Source organism: Acididesulfobacillus acetoxydans, from assembly GCF_902729405.1.
Taxonomy (GTDB): Bacteria; Bacillota; Desulfitobacteriia; order Desulfitobacteriales; family Desulfitobacteriaceae; genus Acididesulfobacillus; species Acididesulfobacillus acetoxydans.
This window is the reverse complement of the sequence record NZ_LR746496.1, coordinates 1,777,458-1,794,746: the sequence shown is the minus strand read 5'-3', so window position 1 is coordinate 1,794,746 and position 17,289 is coordinate 1,777,458. Positions and strand designations below refer to the sequence as shown.

General features: G+C 57.3%; 14 protein-coding genes. 3 read left to right on the top strand and 11 right to left on the bottom strand.

Features of this window, described 5'->3' with window-relative positions:
- Positions 1-559: 559 nt before the first annotated feature.
- The 3 genes from MNU25_RS07920 to MNU25_RS07910 are packed head-to-tail and all read left to right on the top strand — an operon-like array spanning position 560 to position 4,822.
- Positions 560-1,540: an AAA family ATPase gene (locus MNU25_RS07920; protein WP_240984566.1), complete on the top strand. Its 981-nt coding sequence runs from the start codon at positions 560-562 to the stop codon at positions 1,538-1,540.
- Between the two features lie 14 nt (positions 1,541-1,554).
- On the top strand, positions 1,555-2,646 hold the full coding sequence (locus MNU25_RS07915) for a DUF58 domain-containing protein (RefSeq protein ID WP_240984565.1): 1,092 nt from the start codon (positions 1,555-1,557) through the stop codon (positions 2,644-2,646).
- Positions 2,647-2,698: 52 nt separating this feature from the next.
- Complete coding sequence (locus MNU25_RS07910) at positions 2,699-4,822, top strand: transglutaminase-like domain-containing protein (RefSeq protein WP_240984564.1); 2,124 nt, start codon at positions 2,699-2,701, stop codon at positions 4,820-4,822.
- Here MNU25_RS07910 and MNU25_RS07905 read toward each other — a convergent pair.
- From MNU25_RS07905 to MNU25_RS07855, 11 genes are all read right to left on the bottom strand, one after another.
- Complete coding sequence (locus tag MNU25_RS07905) at positions 4,807-5,358, bottom strand: manganese catalase family protein (protein WP_240984563.1); 552 nt, start codon at positions 5,356-5,358, stop codon at positions 4,807-4,809. The two genes, MNU25_RS07910 and MNU25_RS07905, sit on opposite strands and share 16 nt — an antisense overlap.
- Positions 5,359-5,567: 209 nt before the next feature.
- Positions 5,568-6,824 carry a phosphoribosylamine--glycine ligase gene (gene purD, locus MNU25_RS07900; RefSeq protein WP_240984562.1) on the bottom strand — a complete coding sequence of 419 codons (1,257 nt, stop codon included), beginning with the start codon at positions 6,822-6,824 and terminating at the stop codon, positions 5,568-5,570.
- Positions 6,825-6,883: 59 nt separating this feature from the next.
- Complete coding sequence (purH, locus tag MNU25_RS07895; protein ID WP_240984561.1) at positions 6,884-8,416, bottom strand: bifunctional phosphoribosylaminoimidazolecarboxamide formyltransferase/IMP cyclohydrolase; 1,533 nt, start codon at positions 8,414-8,416, stop codon at positions 6,884-6,886.
- 163 nt (positions 8,417-8,579) lie between these two features.
- The gene (gene purN / locus MNU25_RS07890) at positions 8,580-9,197 is read right to left on the bottom strand and encodes a phosphoribosylglycinamide formyltransferase (RefSeq protein WP_240986774.1); all 618 of its coding nucleotides are present in this window, start codon (positions 9,195-9,197) and stop codon (positions 8,580-8,582) included.
- A gap of 11 nt (positions 9,198-9,208) precedes the next feature.
- The gene (gene purM / locus MNU25_RS07885; RefSeq protein ID WP_240984560.1) at positions 9,209-10,225 is read right to left on the bottom strand and encodes a phosphoribosylformylglycinamidine cyclo-ligase; all 1,017 of its coding nucleotides are present in this window, start codon (positions 10,223-10,225) and stop codon (positions 9,209-9,211) included.
- A 2-nt stretch (positions 10,226-10,227) separates the two neighbouring features.
- Positions 10,228-11,631, bottom strand: coding sequence for an amidophosphoribosyltransferase (gene purF / locus MNU25_RS07880; RefSeq protein WP_372503599.1), 1,404 nt, complete (start codon positions 11,629-11,631; stop codon positions 10,228-10,230).
- Between the two features lie 224 nt (positions 11,632-11,855).
- Entirely contained in the window at positions 11,856-12,572 is a 717-nt protein-coding gene (purC, locus tag MNU25_RS07875; protein ID WP_240984559.1) for a phosphoribosylaminoimidazolesuccinocarboxamide synthase, read from the bottom strand.
- A 283-nt stretch (positions 12,573-12,855) separates the two neighbouring features.
- The gene (gene purB, locus MNU25_RS07870) at positions 12,856-14,154 is read right to left on the bottom strand and encodes an adenylosuccinate lyase (RefSeq protein WP_240984558.1); all 1,299 of its coding nucleotides are present in this window, start codon (positions 14,152-14,154) and stop codon (positions 12,856-12,858) included.
- A 171-nt stretch (positions 14,155-14,325) separates the two neighbouring features.
- Entirely contained in the window at positions 14,326-14,841 is a 516-nt protein-coding gene (gene purE, locus MNU25_RS07865) for a 5-(carboxyamino)imidazole ribonucleotide mutase (RefSeq protein ID WP_240986772.1), read from the bottom strand.
- A gap of 479 nt (positions 14,842-15,320) precedes the next feature.
- A complete protein-coding gene (locus tag MNU25_RS07860) occupies positions 15,321-15,902 on the bottom strand; it encodes a phosphatase PAP2 family protein (protein ID WP_240984557.1) in 582 nt (193 codons plus the stop codon).
- Between the two features lie 169 nt (positions 15,903-16,071).
- Positions 16,072-17,145, bottom strand: a complete 1,074-nt coding sequence (locus MNU25_RS07855; protein ID WP_240984556.1) for a CAP domain-containing protein — start codon at positions 17,143-17,145, stop codon at positions 16,072-16,074.
- Positions 17,146-17,289: the final 144 nt, after the last annotated feature.

Here is a 17,289-nt window from a genome sequence, read left to right as displayed (position 1 = left end):
AATAATCGGAAAGTAAGCTGTGAACCTCCCCGGAGACAAACCCGCAACCTGCGCCGGACAAACCCGCAACCTGCGCCGGACAAACCCGCAACCTGCGCCTTGGCGATTGTGACCGGGTCACTGCCCTCAGAAGCCGTCCTCAACAGCCCTAAACTCCCTAAACTGTCGTGCCCGCTCCGTCAGTTACCTCCTTCCATTATGCCCACGAAACCTTTCACCGATACTTCTTTATCAGCCACTAACACCTCTCCTGCCCGCTGCACGGCCGCCTGTGCCGCCGCCTGACCCCTGCAAGCTCCTGTGCACCACCCCCCATCTGTTTATCCAGGCTAACTATTCGCCTGGTGGCCTGACCATTTGCCGGATAACATTCTCCGGTATTGGAAAGACACTCTGCTTGAGGTACAATGTTTTTATAAGGATTTCGACAATTCTTCGGAAAGTCCTCCTATTTGGCAATTGTGAAAAAATATTCTAGATTGTGTCTCCTGATCACACTGTTCTTCGATTCAGCTGTTCGATTCCGTTGTCCGGTGGAAAAGCGGAAAGGAGTAACTTGATGAGCCTGTCTAAACACAGCGAACCCAGAAGATCCGACGCACCCGGCCCGGGGGAATTGGAACCGGCCGTTTTCGCCCAACGTCTGGAAGAAAATATAGCCAGAGTACTGATAGGGAAGAGAAAGGCAGTGCACTTTCTGGTCATTGCCCTGCTGACTGACGGCCACGTGCTGCTGGAAGACGCCCCCGGTGTGGGGAAAACCACTCTGGTCAAAGCCCTGGCCCGTTCCCTCGGAGCCGACTTTCGGCGTATCCAGTTCACCCCGGACGTTTTGCCCAGCGATGTGACGGGGACCTCTATCTATGATCCGAAAAAAGGTGAGTTTCGTTACCACCCCGGCCCTGTTATGTCCAATATTCTCTTAGCCGACGAAATTAACCGCGCTTCCCCTAAAGCTCAATCCGCTCTGCTGGAGTGCATGGAGGAAAGACAGATCACGGTGGACGGCTCGACTCACACCTTACCCCTACCCTTCTTTGTTCTGGCCACCCAGAATCCGCGTGAATTTCACGGTACCTTTCCCCTGCCCGAATCCCAGCTCGACCGCTTTCTCTTTTCTCTCCACCTGGGCTACCCCAGCGTGGAGGAAGAGCTCGCCCTCCTCGAGCGTTATCAGTTCAACCAACCATTGGAGAGCCTGTCCCAGGTGTTCCCGATTGGGGTACTGCCCTGCCTCCAAGACAAGGTGAGACAGGTCCATGTCAGCAATTCTTTACGTCTCTACCTGGTCAAATTGGCCGAGAGTCTGCGCTCGCATCCGGGGCTCCGGCTCGGCATCAGCCCTCGGGCAACCCTGGCCCTCTTCCGGGCCGGACAAGCCGCGGCCGCCATCCAAGGGCGGTCCTACGTTCTCCCCGACGATATCAAGGAACTGTTTCTGCCCGCCCTGCGCCATCGCGTCTTTCTCACCGGCAGTGGCAACCCGGAAGTCCTTTTGGCAGAAGTATTGCGCTCCACCCCCCCGCTGCCGCGGAACTGAAGGAAGGTGAGCCCATGACAAGCACACTGCGGCGCAGCGCCTTATTTCTCTTCTTTCTGGTTGGGCTTTTCGTCTACGCGCATTCGGAGGGAGATCGCCTGCCCGCATTTCTCTTCATCGCTTTCACCTCTCTTTGGCTGACGGAATTCCTCGCTTTCCTTTGGTTTCGCCTGCGCACCCGGGCGACTTGGTTTTTGTCCGCCACTACTGAAGAAGCCTATTCGGACTTGTCGCTGACCCTGCTCACGCGCTATCCGCCCTTCGGCACTTTAGGCTTTTGCTTGACGTTGCCCTGGAAACCGGCCGGTCACGCGGACCGGACCTTATCTTTCAACCCCGAACCGGGCGTGGAACAGACCTTTTCTTTTCTTCTGGGCAACCGGGGCCGCTACGAAATAGGCCCCTTATCCCTGACTTTTCAAGACCCCCTGGGGCTTTTCACCCTAACCGGCCGCATCGGCAAACCCCAAGAAATCTGGGTGACTCCTCGCCTCCTGCCCATAGCGGGAGAGAGATACAGCGGCTTTGACCCCTGGGCCGGAGACCTGTCGAACCGCGGCCAACCCTCCGGCGGCGCCCGCAATTACGAATTTGGGGATCCTTGGCAGCACATCCATTGGAAAGCGACCGCCCGTACCCAAAAACTCATGGTCCGGGAATTTGAGGCAGAAAGTGACACTGACGCCCTTCTCTGGCTGGACCTGGCCTCCTCAAGCTATGAGGGCAATGAAGCGGCCCTGGAAACCGCCGTCTCCCTGGCCGCCTCCTTCCTCACCCATTTTGCCCGACAACACCGGCCCTTGCTTTTCCTGGCCACAGCTTATGTACCTTGGAGCCACCCGCTCACAGAAAGCAACCTGCCCGAGGCCCTTCGTTTCTTGGCCGGGGCGCGCGCCGACGGCATCTCTTCCGCGGAAGAGGGAACGGACGGCCTGCCTCCGACCTCGAAACTTCTTGTCATCACCGGCCGGGTCAAGACACCCTTATTGCAGAAATTGAGCCGTCGCGATATCCGGGGCCAACGTATCGTTTTTGCCACCGGTCCCGTCGAGGAAGTTTCGCCTGCCATAACCGGAGTGGAGGTGAGGCCTTATCAAACGGCTTAAGTTCAGTCAAAGTGTGGCTGCCGCCGCCTTTGTCGGAAGCTTTGCACTCCATTTGCAGGAAATCTTTGTCCCCGGGAGCCAACTGTCCTGGGCCCTGCTATTTCTTCCGTTTTTTTTCTGCCTGAGTGATTTGCCAACTCCGGCCGGACCGCTGTCCCGGCTTCGGACGGCTTCCGCCTTGCTCTTGCCTATGCTCGCCACAGATCTTATAACCCACACTAGCCCAGTCCGCCATTATCTGGCCCGCGATCTTCTGACCCGGAATCTTACCGCGATTTGGCCCTGGGCCTGGAACTTTCGACATGTATCCCTGGCTGTCTATTATCCGCTCCAGGGCCTGGTTTTAGGCACCCTGATCTTTCTGGCCCTGCTGAAACGCCGGCCCAAGATCTGGCCTTGGCTCGTCCTCGTCACCCTGCTCAATATGTTCCTCTTTTCTTACGTTAAACGCATCTGGTCTTTCACTATACCTTTAAATTTCGCCTCCGCCATCGTTTTGCAGTTCACCCTTACCCGGCAGACGAATCTTGGGCCCGGTTCGGCTTTTCCTGCCGGAGCCATGCCCGGACCGGACGGGCCGCGCTCCCGGAACCATTCGGCAGGCGCAAGGATCCGCGCACTTTGGCTTATCCCCATCACCGCCATTCCCATCCTGCTGGGGCTCACTTTGCCGACCCTCTCCCCCATTTGGTTCCAATACCCCCTGACCGTCAACTCCATCTTGGGACAAAGTTCCCGTCAGGGGCTGGACGACAATAGCCTCTTCGCTTGGAAAACCGATCAATTGGGGGGGCCCTGGCTGGGAGACAACACCCCTCTTTTCTATGTCCAAGGGCCGGCAGCGGTGTACTGGAGAAGCCAGGCGTACGATTTCTATGATCCGCGCGGCTGGTGGTCGGAGAGCGGGAGTCCGACCCGCTTTAACATCAGGGCACCCATCCGTTTTTCCGCTCAGGGACCCGAGCGCTTCCAGGTTCTCTCCCTCCTGCCTTTGGCCCCGGACACCGGACTTCCTCTCCCCGAACAAACCACTTCTCTCGATCAGATATCCCGACCTAAGGCCGCTTTTAACTATGAAAGCGCTATGGGGACCCTGTGGTCTAACCAACTCCTGCCCGTCCATATCCGGTACACACTGCATGCCGACAAGCCCGTTTTCGACCCCACGGCCCTTCGTCAAAGCCCGGCCTCCGGTTTGCCCTCCTATGCCGTTTACCCCAAGTGGAATCCGCATCTTATGCACAGGGGGGACGAAATCGTCCGCTTAACCCACCGTCTTACGGACAAAGCCCGAACCCCTTACGACAAGGTCCAGGCTCTGGTCGCTTATTTGAAAAACAATATGACTTATACCCTCGATCCTCCCCGGGCGGCAGGCAGAGACTTTGTCCCGAATTTTCTCCTGGTCACCCACGAGGGCTATTGCATCCACTTCGCCTCGGCACTCGCTGTCATGACCAAGATTCTCGGTTATCCCACCCGCCTGGTCATGGGCTTTACTGCCGGACAGCCTCTCCCCGCCACAATCCCCAATCCTTTTCCCGGAACGGATCGGAACACAGTCCGCGTTCTCACCCGGGAAGACGCCCATAGTTGGGTGGAAGTGTATTTCAGCGGGCACGGCTGGGTCCCATTCGAGCCCACTCCCGGCTTCGCCATCCCCCAAGCGCCGGCGGATACCAGCCAACCGCTCACCGGCACCACCGCCAACTCAGAGCCTCCTGCCCCGTCTCTGCCTTTACACAGCAGAAACGCGAGCCCCCCTGCCGCTCCCGCCGCTTTGCCCCCATCTGCCTCAGCCCGGCACACGGCTTTTCTGGCTGGCGCAGCGATTTCAGTTATCCTTATCCTCCTCGCCGCTGCCGGCGCGCGGCGTTTTCTGCGGCACCGGCGCTGGCAGGCGATGTCCCATCAACAACGCCTGCTCAGCCTCTATTGGGACCTTCTGGCCCAAGCCGCCAAAAAAGGACTGAAACACGGGAAAGACGAGACCCCGGCGGAATTTCTGCGGCACCTTCCGTCCTGCGGCCCGGAATGGGAGGCGAACTGGGCCAAGGCCGCGGCCCTGGTCGAAGAGGGGCTCTTCGGCAGTGGGGACGGCGCCACACAGGTGCGGGACCTAAGCGCTCTCAAACCCGAAATAGAGCGGATGCTGAGACATCACTCCAGAACCTGAAGGCTCATCTTGTAGGCGTAGATCAGTTCACGGCTGTTGTCCGCCCGTTCGTCACAGTCCAAGCCGTGTAAAGCCTGCCGGAGCAGTCTTTGATGGACCTCTTCCCGCCTGATCAGAAATTCCGTCATCTTAACAAGTCCCGCATCCCGTATCTGAAGCAAAGTCTCTTCATAGCTCTCCCGAGTGCGTTCCTCCGCCTTGAGCGCCCTCTCCAGGATACTCCTGGTCTCACGGGCCGAATCCAGGTAGCCAAGATGCCAGGGCTCCGCCCGCGAGTTCACATACCTGGCCGACAGCCCCAGTTTGCTGATAGCCACTGACAGCATTTCCATGTGTCCGAGTTCCTCCGCCGCCAGAAGGCCGAGAAGTTCCCTCAAGTATCGGTCAGTCAGATAAGTCCGCTGGTTTAAGTAACGAACCGCTGCCGAAAACTCGCTGTCCTTACCGGCATAGTGTTCAAGCAAGACCTCCCCCAGCCCCGGATCGGGACGATCCACATGCACGGGAAAAAAAAGACGTTTTCGATAACTGTACATGCTCTTTCCTCCCCACCCCGTTAAAACGGGTTCTGCCTTCAATATATGAGGGTACCGGAGCAGGAGTGACCCCGGGGCCGGTCAAAGCCGGCCTTGTTCGGGGCCCCAGGGCCAACCGGGAGGATGGGCAGAAGAGCGGCCAGGCGGAGATACCAGAAAAAGATCCGCAATTTGTCATCTGACAAATTGCGGATCTAAAAGGCGGGAAACTAAAGTCCCTTAACTCCGATGTCCGTGCGGAAGTGGGCTCCGGGAAAATCTATCTTGCCGACCAGACCGTAAGCGCGCTCCCGGGCCTCGGCCAGAGTCCCGCCCAAGGCCGTGACCGCCAAAACCCGGCCCCCGCAGCTCACCGGCTGTCCGTCTCTCAGCTCTGTCCCCGCCTGGAAAACAGCTTCACCGGAAGCAAGGGTTACAGGCAGGCCAATGGGTATGCCTTTGGGGTAAGCCGACGGATAACCGGGAGCCGCCATGACCACACAGACGGCGGCTTCCCCGGACCAGGTCAGCTCCCGTCCGCTTAAGCGTTCCTCCGTGCAGGACCAAAGGATGGGCAGGAGATCAGACTCCAGTCGCAGCATGACGACCTGGGTCTCGGGATCACCGAAGCGCACGTTGTATTCCAAAACCTTCGGCCCTTCCTGCGTAAGCATTAGCCCCAGGAAAAGCACACCCGTAAAAGGCATTCCTTTCTCCCGCATGGTTTTCAGCGTCGGTTCCAGGATCGTCTCCCTGACGATTTTCTCCACTTCCGAGGTCCAGACGGGCGCCGGACTGTATGTGCCCATGCCCCCAGTATTCAGTCCCAGGTCCCCGTCCAGGGCGCGTTTGTGGTCCTGCACCGGCACCATGGGCAGGGCCGTCAACCCGTCCGCAAAACAGAGCAAACTGATTTCCTGTCCTTCCAGACATTCCTCAACCAAAATGCGTTTTCCGGCCTCGCCAAAAGCTCCCCCCAGCATCTCATCCACAGCCTGAAGGGCTTCGGCCAGACTCTGGGCGACAATGACCCCTTTCCCCGCCGCCAGGCCGTCCGCCTTTAAAACACAAGGAACTCCCAAGGTCCGAATGTAGTCTTTAGCCTTGGCGGCATCCTCGAAGACTTCCCACCCGGCCGTCGGAATCCCTGCCTCCCGCATCACGAGCTTGGCAAAAAATTTGCTGCTTTCCAGCCGGGCCGCCAACCGCGTAGGCCCGAAGATACGCAGGCCCGCCTCTTGAAAAACATCCACTATACCCCGGCTGAGGGGCTCTTCCGGTCCAACCACCGTCAAGTCGATTTTTTTCTCCCGGGCAAACTTGATCAAACCCTCCGTATCCCCTGAAAGAATCGGGACATTCCATTGAGCAGTGCCGGCATTGCCGGGTGCGACATAAAGCTCGGATAGCTCCGGGCTCTGGGCCAGCTTCCAAGCCAAGGCGTGTTCCCGTCCGCCGCTGCCGACAATCAAAACTTTCTTACCCACCCGTTTCTACCTCCCCACATACCCCGGGCCCATTATGGAAGTTAAAGTCAGTGACAAAGTTAATGTTGAAAATGCCGCCGGCGGGTAAAGAGCATAATCAAATTCAGACGGTCCGCCGCCTCGATCACGGCCCGGTCTTGCACAGATCCTCCCGGTTGCACCAAGGCCCGCAGGCCGGCTTTAGCCGCCTCCTCGACGGTGTCCGTGAAGAAAAAAGCATCGGAAGCCAAATAGGCTCCTTGGGCCCGGCTGCCCGCCTGTGCCAAAGCGATCCTGACCGACCCTACCCGGTTCATCTGGCCGGCGCCGACCCCCAAAGTCTGTCCCTCCCGGGCAACGACAATGGCATTGGACTTCACGTGTTTAACGGCCTGCCAGGCAAACTCCAGCTCTTTCAGATCTGCTTCCCCCGGCCGGGCCTGGGTCACGGCTTCCCAAGCGGAGGCGGGCACGGTACCCTCATCCTCTTCCTGGACCAGGTAACCGCCGTCCACACTCCTTATTTTCCAACCCGGTCTGCTTTGGGCTTCTTCCCGGCCCACCGCCCAAAGCCTGAGATTCACTTTTTCCTTGAGAATATCCCTGGCCTCCGGTGAGAATTCGGGCGCAACGATCACCTCATAAAAACGTTCTTTCAGGGCCTCGGCAACCTGCTCGTCCACCACCCGGTTAAACGCCGCGATGCCTCCGAAGGCAGACACCGGATCAGAGGCCAGGGCGCGCTCATAAGCCTCCAGGGATGTGCCCCCCAGGGCGATTCCGCAAGGATTCGTATGCTTGACGATCACGGCCGCCGTTTCCTCAAATTCCAGGACTGTTTTCCAGGCGGCATCCATATCCATCCAATTGTTATATGAAAGTTCTTTTCCTTGCAGTTGTTTACCCCCGGCCAAGGTTCCTAAGCCGTCGCTGGAATAGAAAGCCGCCTTTTGCTGCGGATTTTCTCCGTAACGCAGGTCCTGCACTTTTTTCGCAGTCAAACGCAGGACGGAGGGGAAGCCTCCTTTTTCCTCCAGCCTGCTCTCCAAGTAATCTGCAATCAGACGATCGTACTCGGCCGTATGGGCAAAGGCCTCCGCCGCCAAACGTTGCCGCACACCGGCCGGGATTTGGCCCTTTTCCCGCAGCACATCCAGAATTTCGCCGTAATGCTGGGGGTTGACCACGACCGTCACCCGTTCATGGTTTTTGGCTGCCGAGCGGACCATGCTCGGGCCGCCTATGTCAATATTTTCCACTGCTTCTTCCAGGCTGACCCCGGGTTTGGAGATCGTCTCTCGGAAAGGATAGAGATTCACCGCCACCAAATCGATATACTCAATGCCGTTTTTCTCCATCTGGGCCAGATGCTCCATAGACCTGCGCGCCAGAATCCCTCCGTGAATCTTAGGATGAAGCGTCTTCACCCTGCCGTCGAGGATTTCCGGGAAACCGGTCACTTCACTGATATACTTGACCGGCACCTCCGCTTCAACCAGCGTTTTGTAAGTACCGCCCGTAGACACCAGATCGAACCCCAACTCAACCAGTCCGCGAGCAAATTCCACAATCCCCTTCTTATCGGAGACACTGATGACCGCCCTTCTTCCCATCAACACAACCTCCTTCTGAGCTCACTTCTACCGGCCCCAGCCATCATTCCTTTCAGCGTCGGCATCAACGGTTTCCCGTCTTTTGATAATACATAAACCATGTTCATCATCTCCAAAGAGAGATAAGTCTGCCTGAAAAGGCAGTAGGTCCACATCGCCAATGTTAATGCCCGCTTCCAGACTTCCTCTCTGCCACCCTCCTGCCGGACCTCTCCAGCTGCCCGGAAGCCAGCAAACGGACCGCTTCGGGATAGAGACGGTGCTCCACCGTGAGAATCCGGGCTGAGAGGGTCTCTTCGGTATCCTGCGGGAGAACCGGCACGGCTTCCTGAGCAATGATCGGCCCGCTGTCCAACCCTTCATCGACAAAATGCACCGTACACCCGCTGACTTTCACCCCATAGTCCAGAGCCTGACGCTGAGCGTGCAGCCCGGGGAAAGCCGGAAGCAAAGACGGATGGATATTGAGAATAGGAAAATCGGCCCCTTGGACAAACCTTTCCCCCAAGATCCGCATATAACCGGCCAGAAGCAAAAGCTCCACTTGTCTCTCTTGCAGCCAGGTCAACAAACTCTCTTCCCGGGTGTGGGGGGAGGGGTAGTCAGCCGGGGTAAAAACCCGGACCGGAATTCCGGCTGACCGTGCCCTTGCCAATGCCTGAGCCCCTGCCTGATCTGACCCGACGGCGACCAGTTCTATGGGAAGTTCACCTTTCTGCGCGAGATCAATGAACATTTGGAGGTTGCTGCCGCGCCCGGAAGCCAAAACCCCCGTTCTCATCGGCAGCGTTCTCATCGGTAGTTCACTCCTTCGCCCGGCTCCGCCCGACCCAAGATCACGGGGGCTTCTCCCCCGCGCTCAAGCATCTTGAGCACATTCTCTGAATCTTGGGCATGGATGAGCAAGACAAAACCGATTCCCATATTGTATGTGCAATACATCTCCGCTTCTTCCACCTCACCCAGCTTTTGCAGCAGGCTGAAGATTCCGGGTACCTGCCAGGCCCCCCTGTCGATTTCAACTCCCAAGCCTTGCGGCAGGATGCGCGGAATGTTTTCCGTCAATCCTCCCCCCGTAATATGCGCCATTCCCCGAATTTTACCACTCTGCACCAGAGGAAGGACAGTCTTCACGTAGATGCGCGTGGGGCGCAGCAGAACTTCGCCCAACGGTTCGCCCAGTTCGGGAAAAATCGTGGTCAAAGGATAGGGCGCCATGATCTTCCGGGTCAGGGAATACCCGTTACTGTGCAACCCTGAAGATTTGAGTCCGATGAGAAGATCCCCCGCTTCAATTCCCCGGCCGTCGACCAAGCAATCCCGGTTGACGACTCCCACGGCAAAACCGGCGATATCATATTCGTCCGGCGCATAAAAGCCCGGCATCTCAGCGGTTTCGCCGCCCAGCAAGGCGCAGCCGGCCTCTGCACACCCGTCCGCCACCCCGCTCACAATGTCAGCAATCCTCTCCGGCGCCACCCGCCCCAAGGCCAGGTAATCCAGAAAGAAAAGGGGTTCCGCACCCTGGACCAAGACATCGTTGACACACATGGCAACGGCATCCTGCCCGATCGTCGTATGGCGGTCCATTTGAAAGGCTAAGCGCAGTTTGGTGCCTACTCCATCGGTGCCGGAGACGAGGACCGGATCGGGATACTTCCGGAGGTCAAGGGAAAAAAGCCCTCCAAAGCCGCCGAGCCCCCCGAGCACCTCCGGACGCAGCGTCCGCGCCGCAATCGGTTTGAGCCTCTCTGCGGCCTCGTTCCCCGCTTCGATATCCACCCCGGCATCCCGGTAGGAATATCCCATTCTTATCTTCCTTTCCGTTCGAAATCATATTTTCCTTTGTTGGCGGGAATCTCAATAGGATAGTCTCCGTTGAAACAGGCCAGGCAAACCGGCTCCTCTCCCAGGGCCCGCTTTAATCCCTCCTGGGAAAGGTAATGCAGAGAATCCGCGCCGACATAGGCCCGGATACCCTCCAAGTCCAGTTGCGCCGCAATCAGCTTTTCCCTCTCCGCCGTGTCGATCCCGTAATAGCAGGGATAGAGGACGGGCGGCGAGCTGATGAGCAAATGGACTTCCTCCGCCCCCGCGCCGCGCAGGATTCCCACCAGGCGGGAGCTGGTCGTGCCACGGACGATAGAGTCGTCGATCATGACTACCCTCTTGCCCCGGATCACCGAAGCATTAGCATTCAATTTCAAATGCACCGCGATTTCACGCATCTCCTGGGTGGGTTGGATAAAAGTCCGCCCGATGTAACGGTTCTTGATCAGCCCTTCTTCGAAGGGAATCCCCAAAGCGTGAGAATAACCTAAGGCCGCGGCTCTGCCGGAGTCGGGAACCGGAATGACAATATCGGCCCGGATCGGGCACTCCGCGGCCAATTCCTGCCCCATCCGGCGGCGGGCTTCGGAAACATTGATCTTGTCTATGGTACTGTCCGGCCGGGCGAAATAGATGTACTCAAAGGCACACCCCGCCTTGCGAGGGGAGGTTAACCCAGGCCGGGAGTGAAGTCCCTGTTCGTCAATGGTAACGATTTCACCGGGTTCCACATCTCGGACCAGACGGGCCCCGATGCTGTCCAGAGCGCAACTTTCCGAAGTCAGGATATAACGTTCTCCCAGTTGTCCGATGCACAAAGGGCGCACCCCGTAAGGGTCCCTTACCCCAAGCACCTTGTCTTCGGCCAGGATGACCAAAGCGTAGGCCCCCTGCAAATCCATCATGGTTTTTGTCACCGCGTCTTCCAAACAGCCGCGGCGATAGCGGGCAATCAGATTAATAATCACCTCACTGTCCACCGTCGTTTGAAAAACGGCCCCGTCTTTGCTCAATTCCTCGCGCAGTTCGGCTGCATTGGTAAGATTCCCGTTGTGGGCCAGAGCCATCATCCCATTTTGGTAATGAACCACCAGAGGCTGGGCATTAGCCAATAAACTGGACCCCGTCGTTGAGTAACGCACGTGCCCGATGGCCATCTTACCCCCGGTTTGGCTCATGATCCGGTCGGAGAAAACTTCTGAAACCAGTCCCATTCCTTTGTGCAAGTCGATATTCCGCCCGTCGGAAACCGCGATTCCCGCACTCTCCTGCCCCCTATGCTGCAGAGCATAAAGACCGTAATAGGTGAGGCGGGATACCTCCAGTTCCGGCGCGTAAAGGCCGAAAATGCCGCACTCTTCCTTGGGTTTGTCGTCCCTCGTCACCTTCAACCCCCTCATTGTCGCAAAGCTCGCCTTCCGAAGCACGAAGCAGCCCGAGGCGTGAGTGCGTGCACTCCCGACCGGCTCTGTCGGGCTTCGCAGACATTTCAATCGAATAGTGAGACTCAGGCGTCTACCAGCGTTCCGGGTAAGGTCCACCCGTGTAATGATACGAACTTTCTCATCCGGCTCCGGGAAAGCAAAGCCACGTGTGCACCCCCACCGCCTTATTGAGGAAGAACTTCTTTAACCCTGCGGTAAACCTCGAGATAGGCTTCTTCCACTTGGCCGAGGTCCCGGCGGAAACGGTCTTTATCCAACTTTTCCCGAGTCTCCTTGTCCCAAAAACGGCAGGTATCCGGCGAAATCTCATCCCCCAGCAAAATGGTGTCTCCCGCGAAGCCGAATTCCAGTTTGAAATCAACGAGTTCAATCCCAGCTTTGTCCATGATCCCGGATAGGACCCGGTTGACTGCCAGCGCCATTTCCTGAATCCGTTTCACCGTCGCGGCGCCGGCCCAACCCATGGCCTGGATGTGAGATTCATTGACCAAGGGATCACCCAAAGCATCGTCTTTGTAATAGAGCTCCACAACCGCTTGGGGTAAACGGTACCCTTCCTCCGTCCCCACTCTTTGGGCTAGGCTCCCTGCCACGACATTGCGCACAACTACCTCCAGCGGAATCATGCGCAAACGCCTGACCAGCATCTGCCGCTCCCCCAAAAGCTCGACGAAATGGGTGGGAACCCCGGCCTTTTCCATTTCCCGAAAGAACAGGGCGGACAGTTGGTTATTGACCATCCCTTTATCCAGGATTTGCCCCTTTTTTTCCCCGTTGAAAGCCGTGGCGTCATCTTTGTAATCCACCCAGTAATACTCCGCCTCGTCCGTGGCAAATACCTTCTTCGCTTTGCCTTCGTAAAGCAACGCACCCTTTTCCATCAATCGACGACCCCTTTACTTTAGTTTTCTACCCTGCCGGCTTTGGTTGGCCTTAGTTCTTCGCCGCCTATCCCGAAAACTCCCCGCCCCATTGTCAACGCACCCCTGCGCTGGGGCGGGATCGCGCCGGCATCAGATGACAGCATGGCTCATACCGAAACGCCCAAGCCCGAGCTTGCCCTCGGCCATTCCCTTCTGCGGTCCGCTCCGGCTGCCCAGGTCGTTGGCCCGGCAGGCGGTCTCAGACCGATCAGGATGTCCCCGACACCGAAAGCCTTCAAATTTATTGCGTCAGTCCAACCCGTTTAAAAATGTCCCCCACGTGTTTGGTATGGTAAGAGAAGTCAAAGAGAGCGGCAATTTCTTCCTCACTCAAGTGGGCGCGAATCCGAGAATCCCCATTAACTAACGTTTGGAAGTCTTCCTTCGTCTCCCAAGCTTTCATGGCCTCTTCCTGAACCCAAGCGTATGCGCTTTCCCGGCTCACTCCCTTATCGATCAAAGCCAGCAGCACTCTTTGGGAAAATATCAGGCCGTAAACTTTCGCGATATTCTCTTTCATCTGCTCGGGGAAAATTCTTAACCCCTCCAGGAGTTGAATGGTTCTATGCAGCATAAAATCCAAACCGATCGTGCTGTCGGGCAAGATAACCCGTTCGGCGGAAGAATGAGAGATGTCCCGTTCGTGCCAAAGTGCCACGTTTTCCAGGGCGGTCACGGCGTTGCCCCGGATAACCCGGGACAAACCCGAAATATTCTCCGACATGATGGGGTTTTTCTTGTGCGGCATGGCGGAGGAACCTTTCTGCCCCTGACCGAAGGCCTCTTCCACTTCATGCACATCCGTACGCTGCAGATTGCGCACTTCGGTCGCGATTTTATCCAAAGAACAAGCGATCCCTGCCAAGGTGGTGACGAAGAAGGCATGGCGGTCCCGCTGCAGGATCTGGGTAGATACGGGCGCCGGCTTCAGATTGAGTTTCCGGCAAACCGCCTCTTCCACTTCGGGTTCCACATTGGCGAACGTTCCCACGGCACCGGAGATCTTGCCATAGCGAACTTCCTCCCGGGCAAAGCCCAGGCGCTTTTTTTGCCGCCGGACTTCGTCATACCATAGCGCAAACTTGAGCCCGAGCGTAATCGGCTCGGCATGGATCCCGTGGGTTCGCCCCATCATCAGAGTATCCTGATGCTCAAGGGCCCGTTGTTTCAAAACCCCTTCCAGGCGCTCCATTTTGCCGACCAAAATATCCGCCGCTTCCACCAGCTGCAAGGAGAGAGCCGTGTCCAATACGTCTGAGGAAGTCATCCCCAGATGGATATATTTCGCCTCATCTCCCACATTCTCGGCCACATTGGTCAAAAAAGCCAGGACATCGTGCCGCGTGACCTGCTCGATCTCTCGGACCCTTTCCCACCTGAAAGCCGCCCGCTCCCGGATCACTTCCACGGCAGCCGCCGGTATCCGACCCAGTGAGGCCCAGCCTTCGCAAGCCGCTATCTCGATTTTCAACCAGAGAGAAAGGCGGTGTTCGTCTGTCCAAACCTTCCCCATCTCCGGCAAAGTATAACGTTCAATCATAGGGGCTCTTACTCCTTTGCTTTCTTAAGTATCACGATATCGCGATTTCAATATCCTGCCTTGTTCCTGTCGTCCGCACGACCGGTAAGCGCTCTCCGGACAGCCTCCTGGCGCCTGCCGGAAATACTGACCGGTCGGTGCCGCGTTGATGGGGCAGGGAGACCTGACCTGTTAGGAATTCCTGACTGCCGTTTTTTCGCGGAGTTTGGCCAGAAGGGCCGAGTCTTTACGTTCGACTTCCTCCGCCAATTCCCGGCGGTAGGCCTGCAACGCCGATCTTAGGGACTCCCGCCCCGCAGCCAGAATTTGCACCGCTAGAAGCCCGGCATTGCGGGCCGCACCAATGCCGACAGTGGCGACCGGAACGCCGGGAGGCATTTGAACAATGGCATAGAGTGCGTCCACCCCCGACAGGGAACCGCTCGCAATCGGCAATCCGATCACCGGTAAGCTGGTGCTGCCTGCCACAACCCCCGGCAAGTGGGCCGCCAAACCGGCGGCCGCCACGATTACCTGTCCCCCTTGAGACTCAAAATTCTTAACCCAACTGAGAGTCCTCTCCAATGTCCTGTGGGCGGAGGAAACTTTCACCTCGTATGGCACTTTGAACCGATCCAGGACTTTTATCGTCTCCTCCACCACCGGATAATCCGAATCACTTCCCATGACAATTCCCACTAAAGACACTTCGGACATCTCGCCATTCCTTCCATCAAACCGATGAATTAGCTATTACCCACTCACTAATTATTTGATCCTAATTACCTAACAACCTGATTGCCGCTGCCCAATTACTTAGCTGCTTACTGCCTAGCTTGTTACTGTCCGGCTCGTTACTGCCTGGCTGCTTACCGCTGACGGCCCAGTTGCCCGGTTGCCAAATTATCCGGTCGCCCGGCTGCCTGTGACCACTGACCTAGGGGCTCAGGTATCTCTCATGCCCTATAGACCGTTCTGTTCACCGCTGTACTCATTTTACAGGAGACTTCCTGACAGGTCAATGATAAATTCGAACATTAATGTTAAATATCTATTTAATGTTCGCGGTAATGCTCGGCACTCTCTTGTATGAAACCTGCCGGCGCCCCCGTCGCTGAAGTGAGTAGCCGGCTGAAGCGGGGCCGAGGCACGTTTTCTTATTCCTACGGCCACTCCGCCGTTCCCGGTCACCTCTTGTGAGCTAACACTCTTTTCCCCCGGATAATGACCCTATCCAGCACCTGCTCGTACCGAACGACCAGCCAGCCGATAAGACTTCCCAAGACCACCCCGCCGGCTACATCCGAAGGGTAGTGCACGCCCACATAGATGCGCGAAAAGCCGATCAGGGCTGCCAAGATCAGGGCGGCCACCCCGATGCCCTTGCTCTTGCGGAAAAGAACAGTTGCCGGAGCAAAGGATGTCGTAGTATGCCCTGACGGAAACGAATACTGGAGGGGCTTGTCCGCCAAGATTCTGACGTTTGTCCAATGCAAAAAGGGCCGGGGCCGGGCCACAAGAGTTTTGAGAACCTCATCGCAGAAAAACCAACCCAGTAAGAGGGCAACCATGGCCAAAAAAGCCGCCTTACGGCCTTTTCCCCGCCCGCAAACGGCCAGTGCGAAAGCCACAAAGAGCCAGATCAGGCCTCCGGCGCCAAGACGGGTTAGGAAAGGCATGATCAAATCAAAAAATGGATTCTGCCAAACACGGGTAACCGTGTTAAAAAGCCTTCCGTCCATTGTCAAAAGCCACGTGAAAAATGCCATATCCCCTCCTGCCGGCAAACAGGCTCTTCCGGGCCGCACCCGTCCGAACCGGCAGCCGAACCCGGCGCAAGCACGAAGAACTCTTGCCGAACCCGGCGCAAGCACCGTGAATTCCGCTGGGCCCGCCTCCAGGGGGGCCGGGCCTGCATTCATCCGTCCGAAACCCAACTCAAAGCCGGACCACGAATTGACCCGCATAGAAACGGTCTTCCGGATTCGCTGTCGGTGCGATTTCAAGAGTGATGTAATCCAGAGCCGGACGGTCAACCAGCGGTACCGTCACTGAAAACTCGCCTCCCGGGCTGACCGCGAAATTCTTGGCAAAAATATCTCCGGCCGGGGTTTGGATATAGTAACCGCGGCCACCCGGACGCGCCCAAAAGTGCAGGTTAGAAAAGGGCGGATCGGAATAGGAATGTGTTTGCATGAGTTGCGCCCGGGTCATCGGTTGCGGCAACTGCTCCCAAACCGCATAGACTCCGGTTATTTCGTAACCTGGAAAGATCCGCCCGGTCAAGGTCACATTTGAACCTTGGGGAGCACTGTAAGGCAGGGGCTTGAGATCCGCATAGTGGTTGGTAAACTCCTCGGCCATGGCCACCCCGTATTTGCCTACGGCAATCGCGATGCCCGCTCCGGTATGATGAGGGTCGAGAATGTTCTTACGGTGGCCGTCGTCCGGGGGACGCTCATTGACCATAGCAACCTCCTGTGCCCGCACGAGATCGAACAAAACGTTTTCGGACACTCCGTGAAAGCCCCCGTTCGACCAGAAAGAGACGCTTTCATTCTCCTCTACGGCATCCAGACCGCCGGCCAAAGTGTAGCGCTCCTGCGGTTTCATCCCGTTCATGCCCCAATGGCTGATATAGCCTTGATCCGCTTCTTCCTGAACATGCTGCCCGGCTGCCCGGGCTGCCGTCTCATCCCAGACGACCGGCCGAAGTCCGGCCGCCTGCCGCTCTTGATTGATCAGGTCGAGCACCTTGTGTTCAACATCCGTGATTTGGGCCTGGCTGACCGAAGAAGCCGGCCTCACGGGGAGCGGCAAGTTGAGCAGGGCGCGGGGAGCAGACGAACCCGGGTGTTCGGGCGGCAGCTGCAGAACCTTCTGCGCAGTCTTCGGAATCCGGTCCATCAAGCCGGGGATCCGGTTCATAAAAGCTGCCCTCTGCCAAAGCGGGGTGAAGACCGGATCTAAAAGGACCAAACTGAGAATGATGGCTGGAAGTATCTTTCTCATTGACTGCACCTCGAAAATCTATCTTAGATACGAACGGATCAAGTTCCACTCCGTTCCCCACAAACCGCGTTCTTCCTCCGTTCCCGACGGACTAAAGTTCAGTCCCCCGTTCCCAGCGGGCTTCAGTCCTGCCTCACTCTCATT

Coding starts and splice junctions, on each gene's coding strand:
- MNU25_RS07920 (WP_240984566.1), top strand. CDS start 560: ATGAGCCTGTCTAAACACAGCGAACCCAGAAGATCCGACGCACCCGGC.
- MNU25_RS07915 (WP_240984565.1), top strand. CDS start 1,555: ATGACAAGCACACTGCGGCGCAGCGCCTTATTTCTCTTCTTTCTGGTT.
- MNU25_RS07905 (WP_240984563.1), bottom strand. CDS start 5,358: ATGTACAGTTATCGAAAACGTCTTTTTTTTCCCGTGCATGTGGATCGT.
- purH (WP_240984561.1), bottom strand. CDS start 8,416: ATGGGAAGAAGGGCGGTCATCAGTGTCTCCGATAAGAAGGGGATTGTG.
- purN (WP_240986774.1), bottom strand. CDS start 9,197: ATGAGAACGGGGGTTTTGGCTTCCGGGCGCGGCAGCAACCTCCAAATG.
- purM (WP_240984560.1), bottom strand. CDS start 10,225: ATGGGATATTCCTACCGGGATGCCGGGGTGGATATCGAAGCGGGGAAC.
- purC (WP_240984559.1), bottom strand. CDS start 12,572: ATGGAAAAGGGTGCGTTGCTTTACGAAGGCAAAGCGAAGAAGGTATTT.
- purB (WP_240984558.1), bottom strand. CDS start 14,154: ATGATTGAACGTTATACTTTGCCGGAGATGGGGAAGGTTTGGACAGAC.
- MNU25_RS07860 (WP_240984557.1), bottom strand. CDS start 15,902: ATGGCATTTTTCACGTGGCTTTTGACAATGGACGGAAGGCTTTTTAAC.
- MNU25_RS07855 (WP_240984556.1), bottom strand. CDS start 17,145: ATGAGAAAGATACTTCCAGCCATCATTCTCAGTTTGGTCCTTTTAGAT.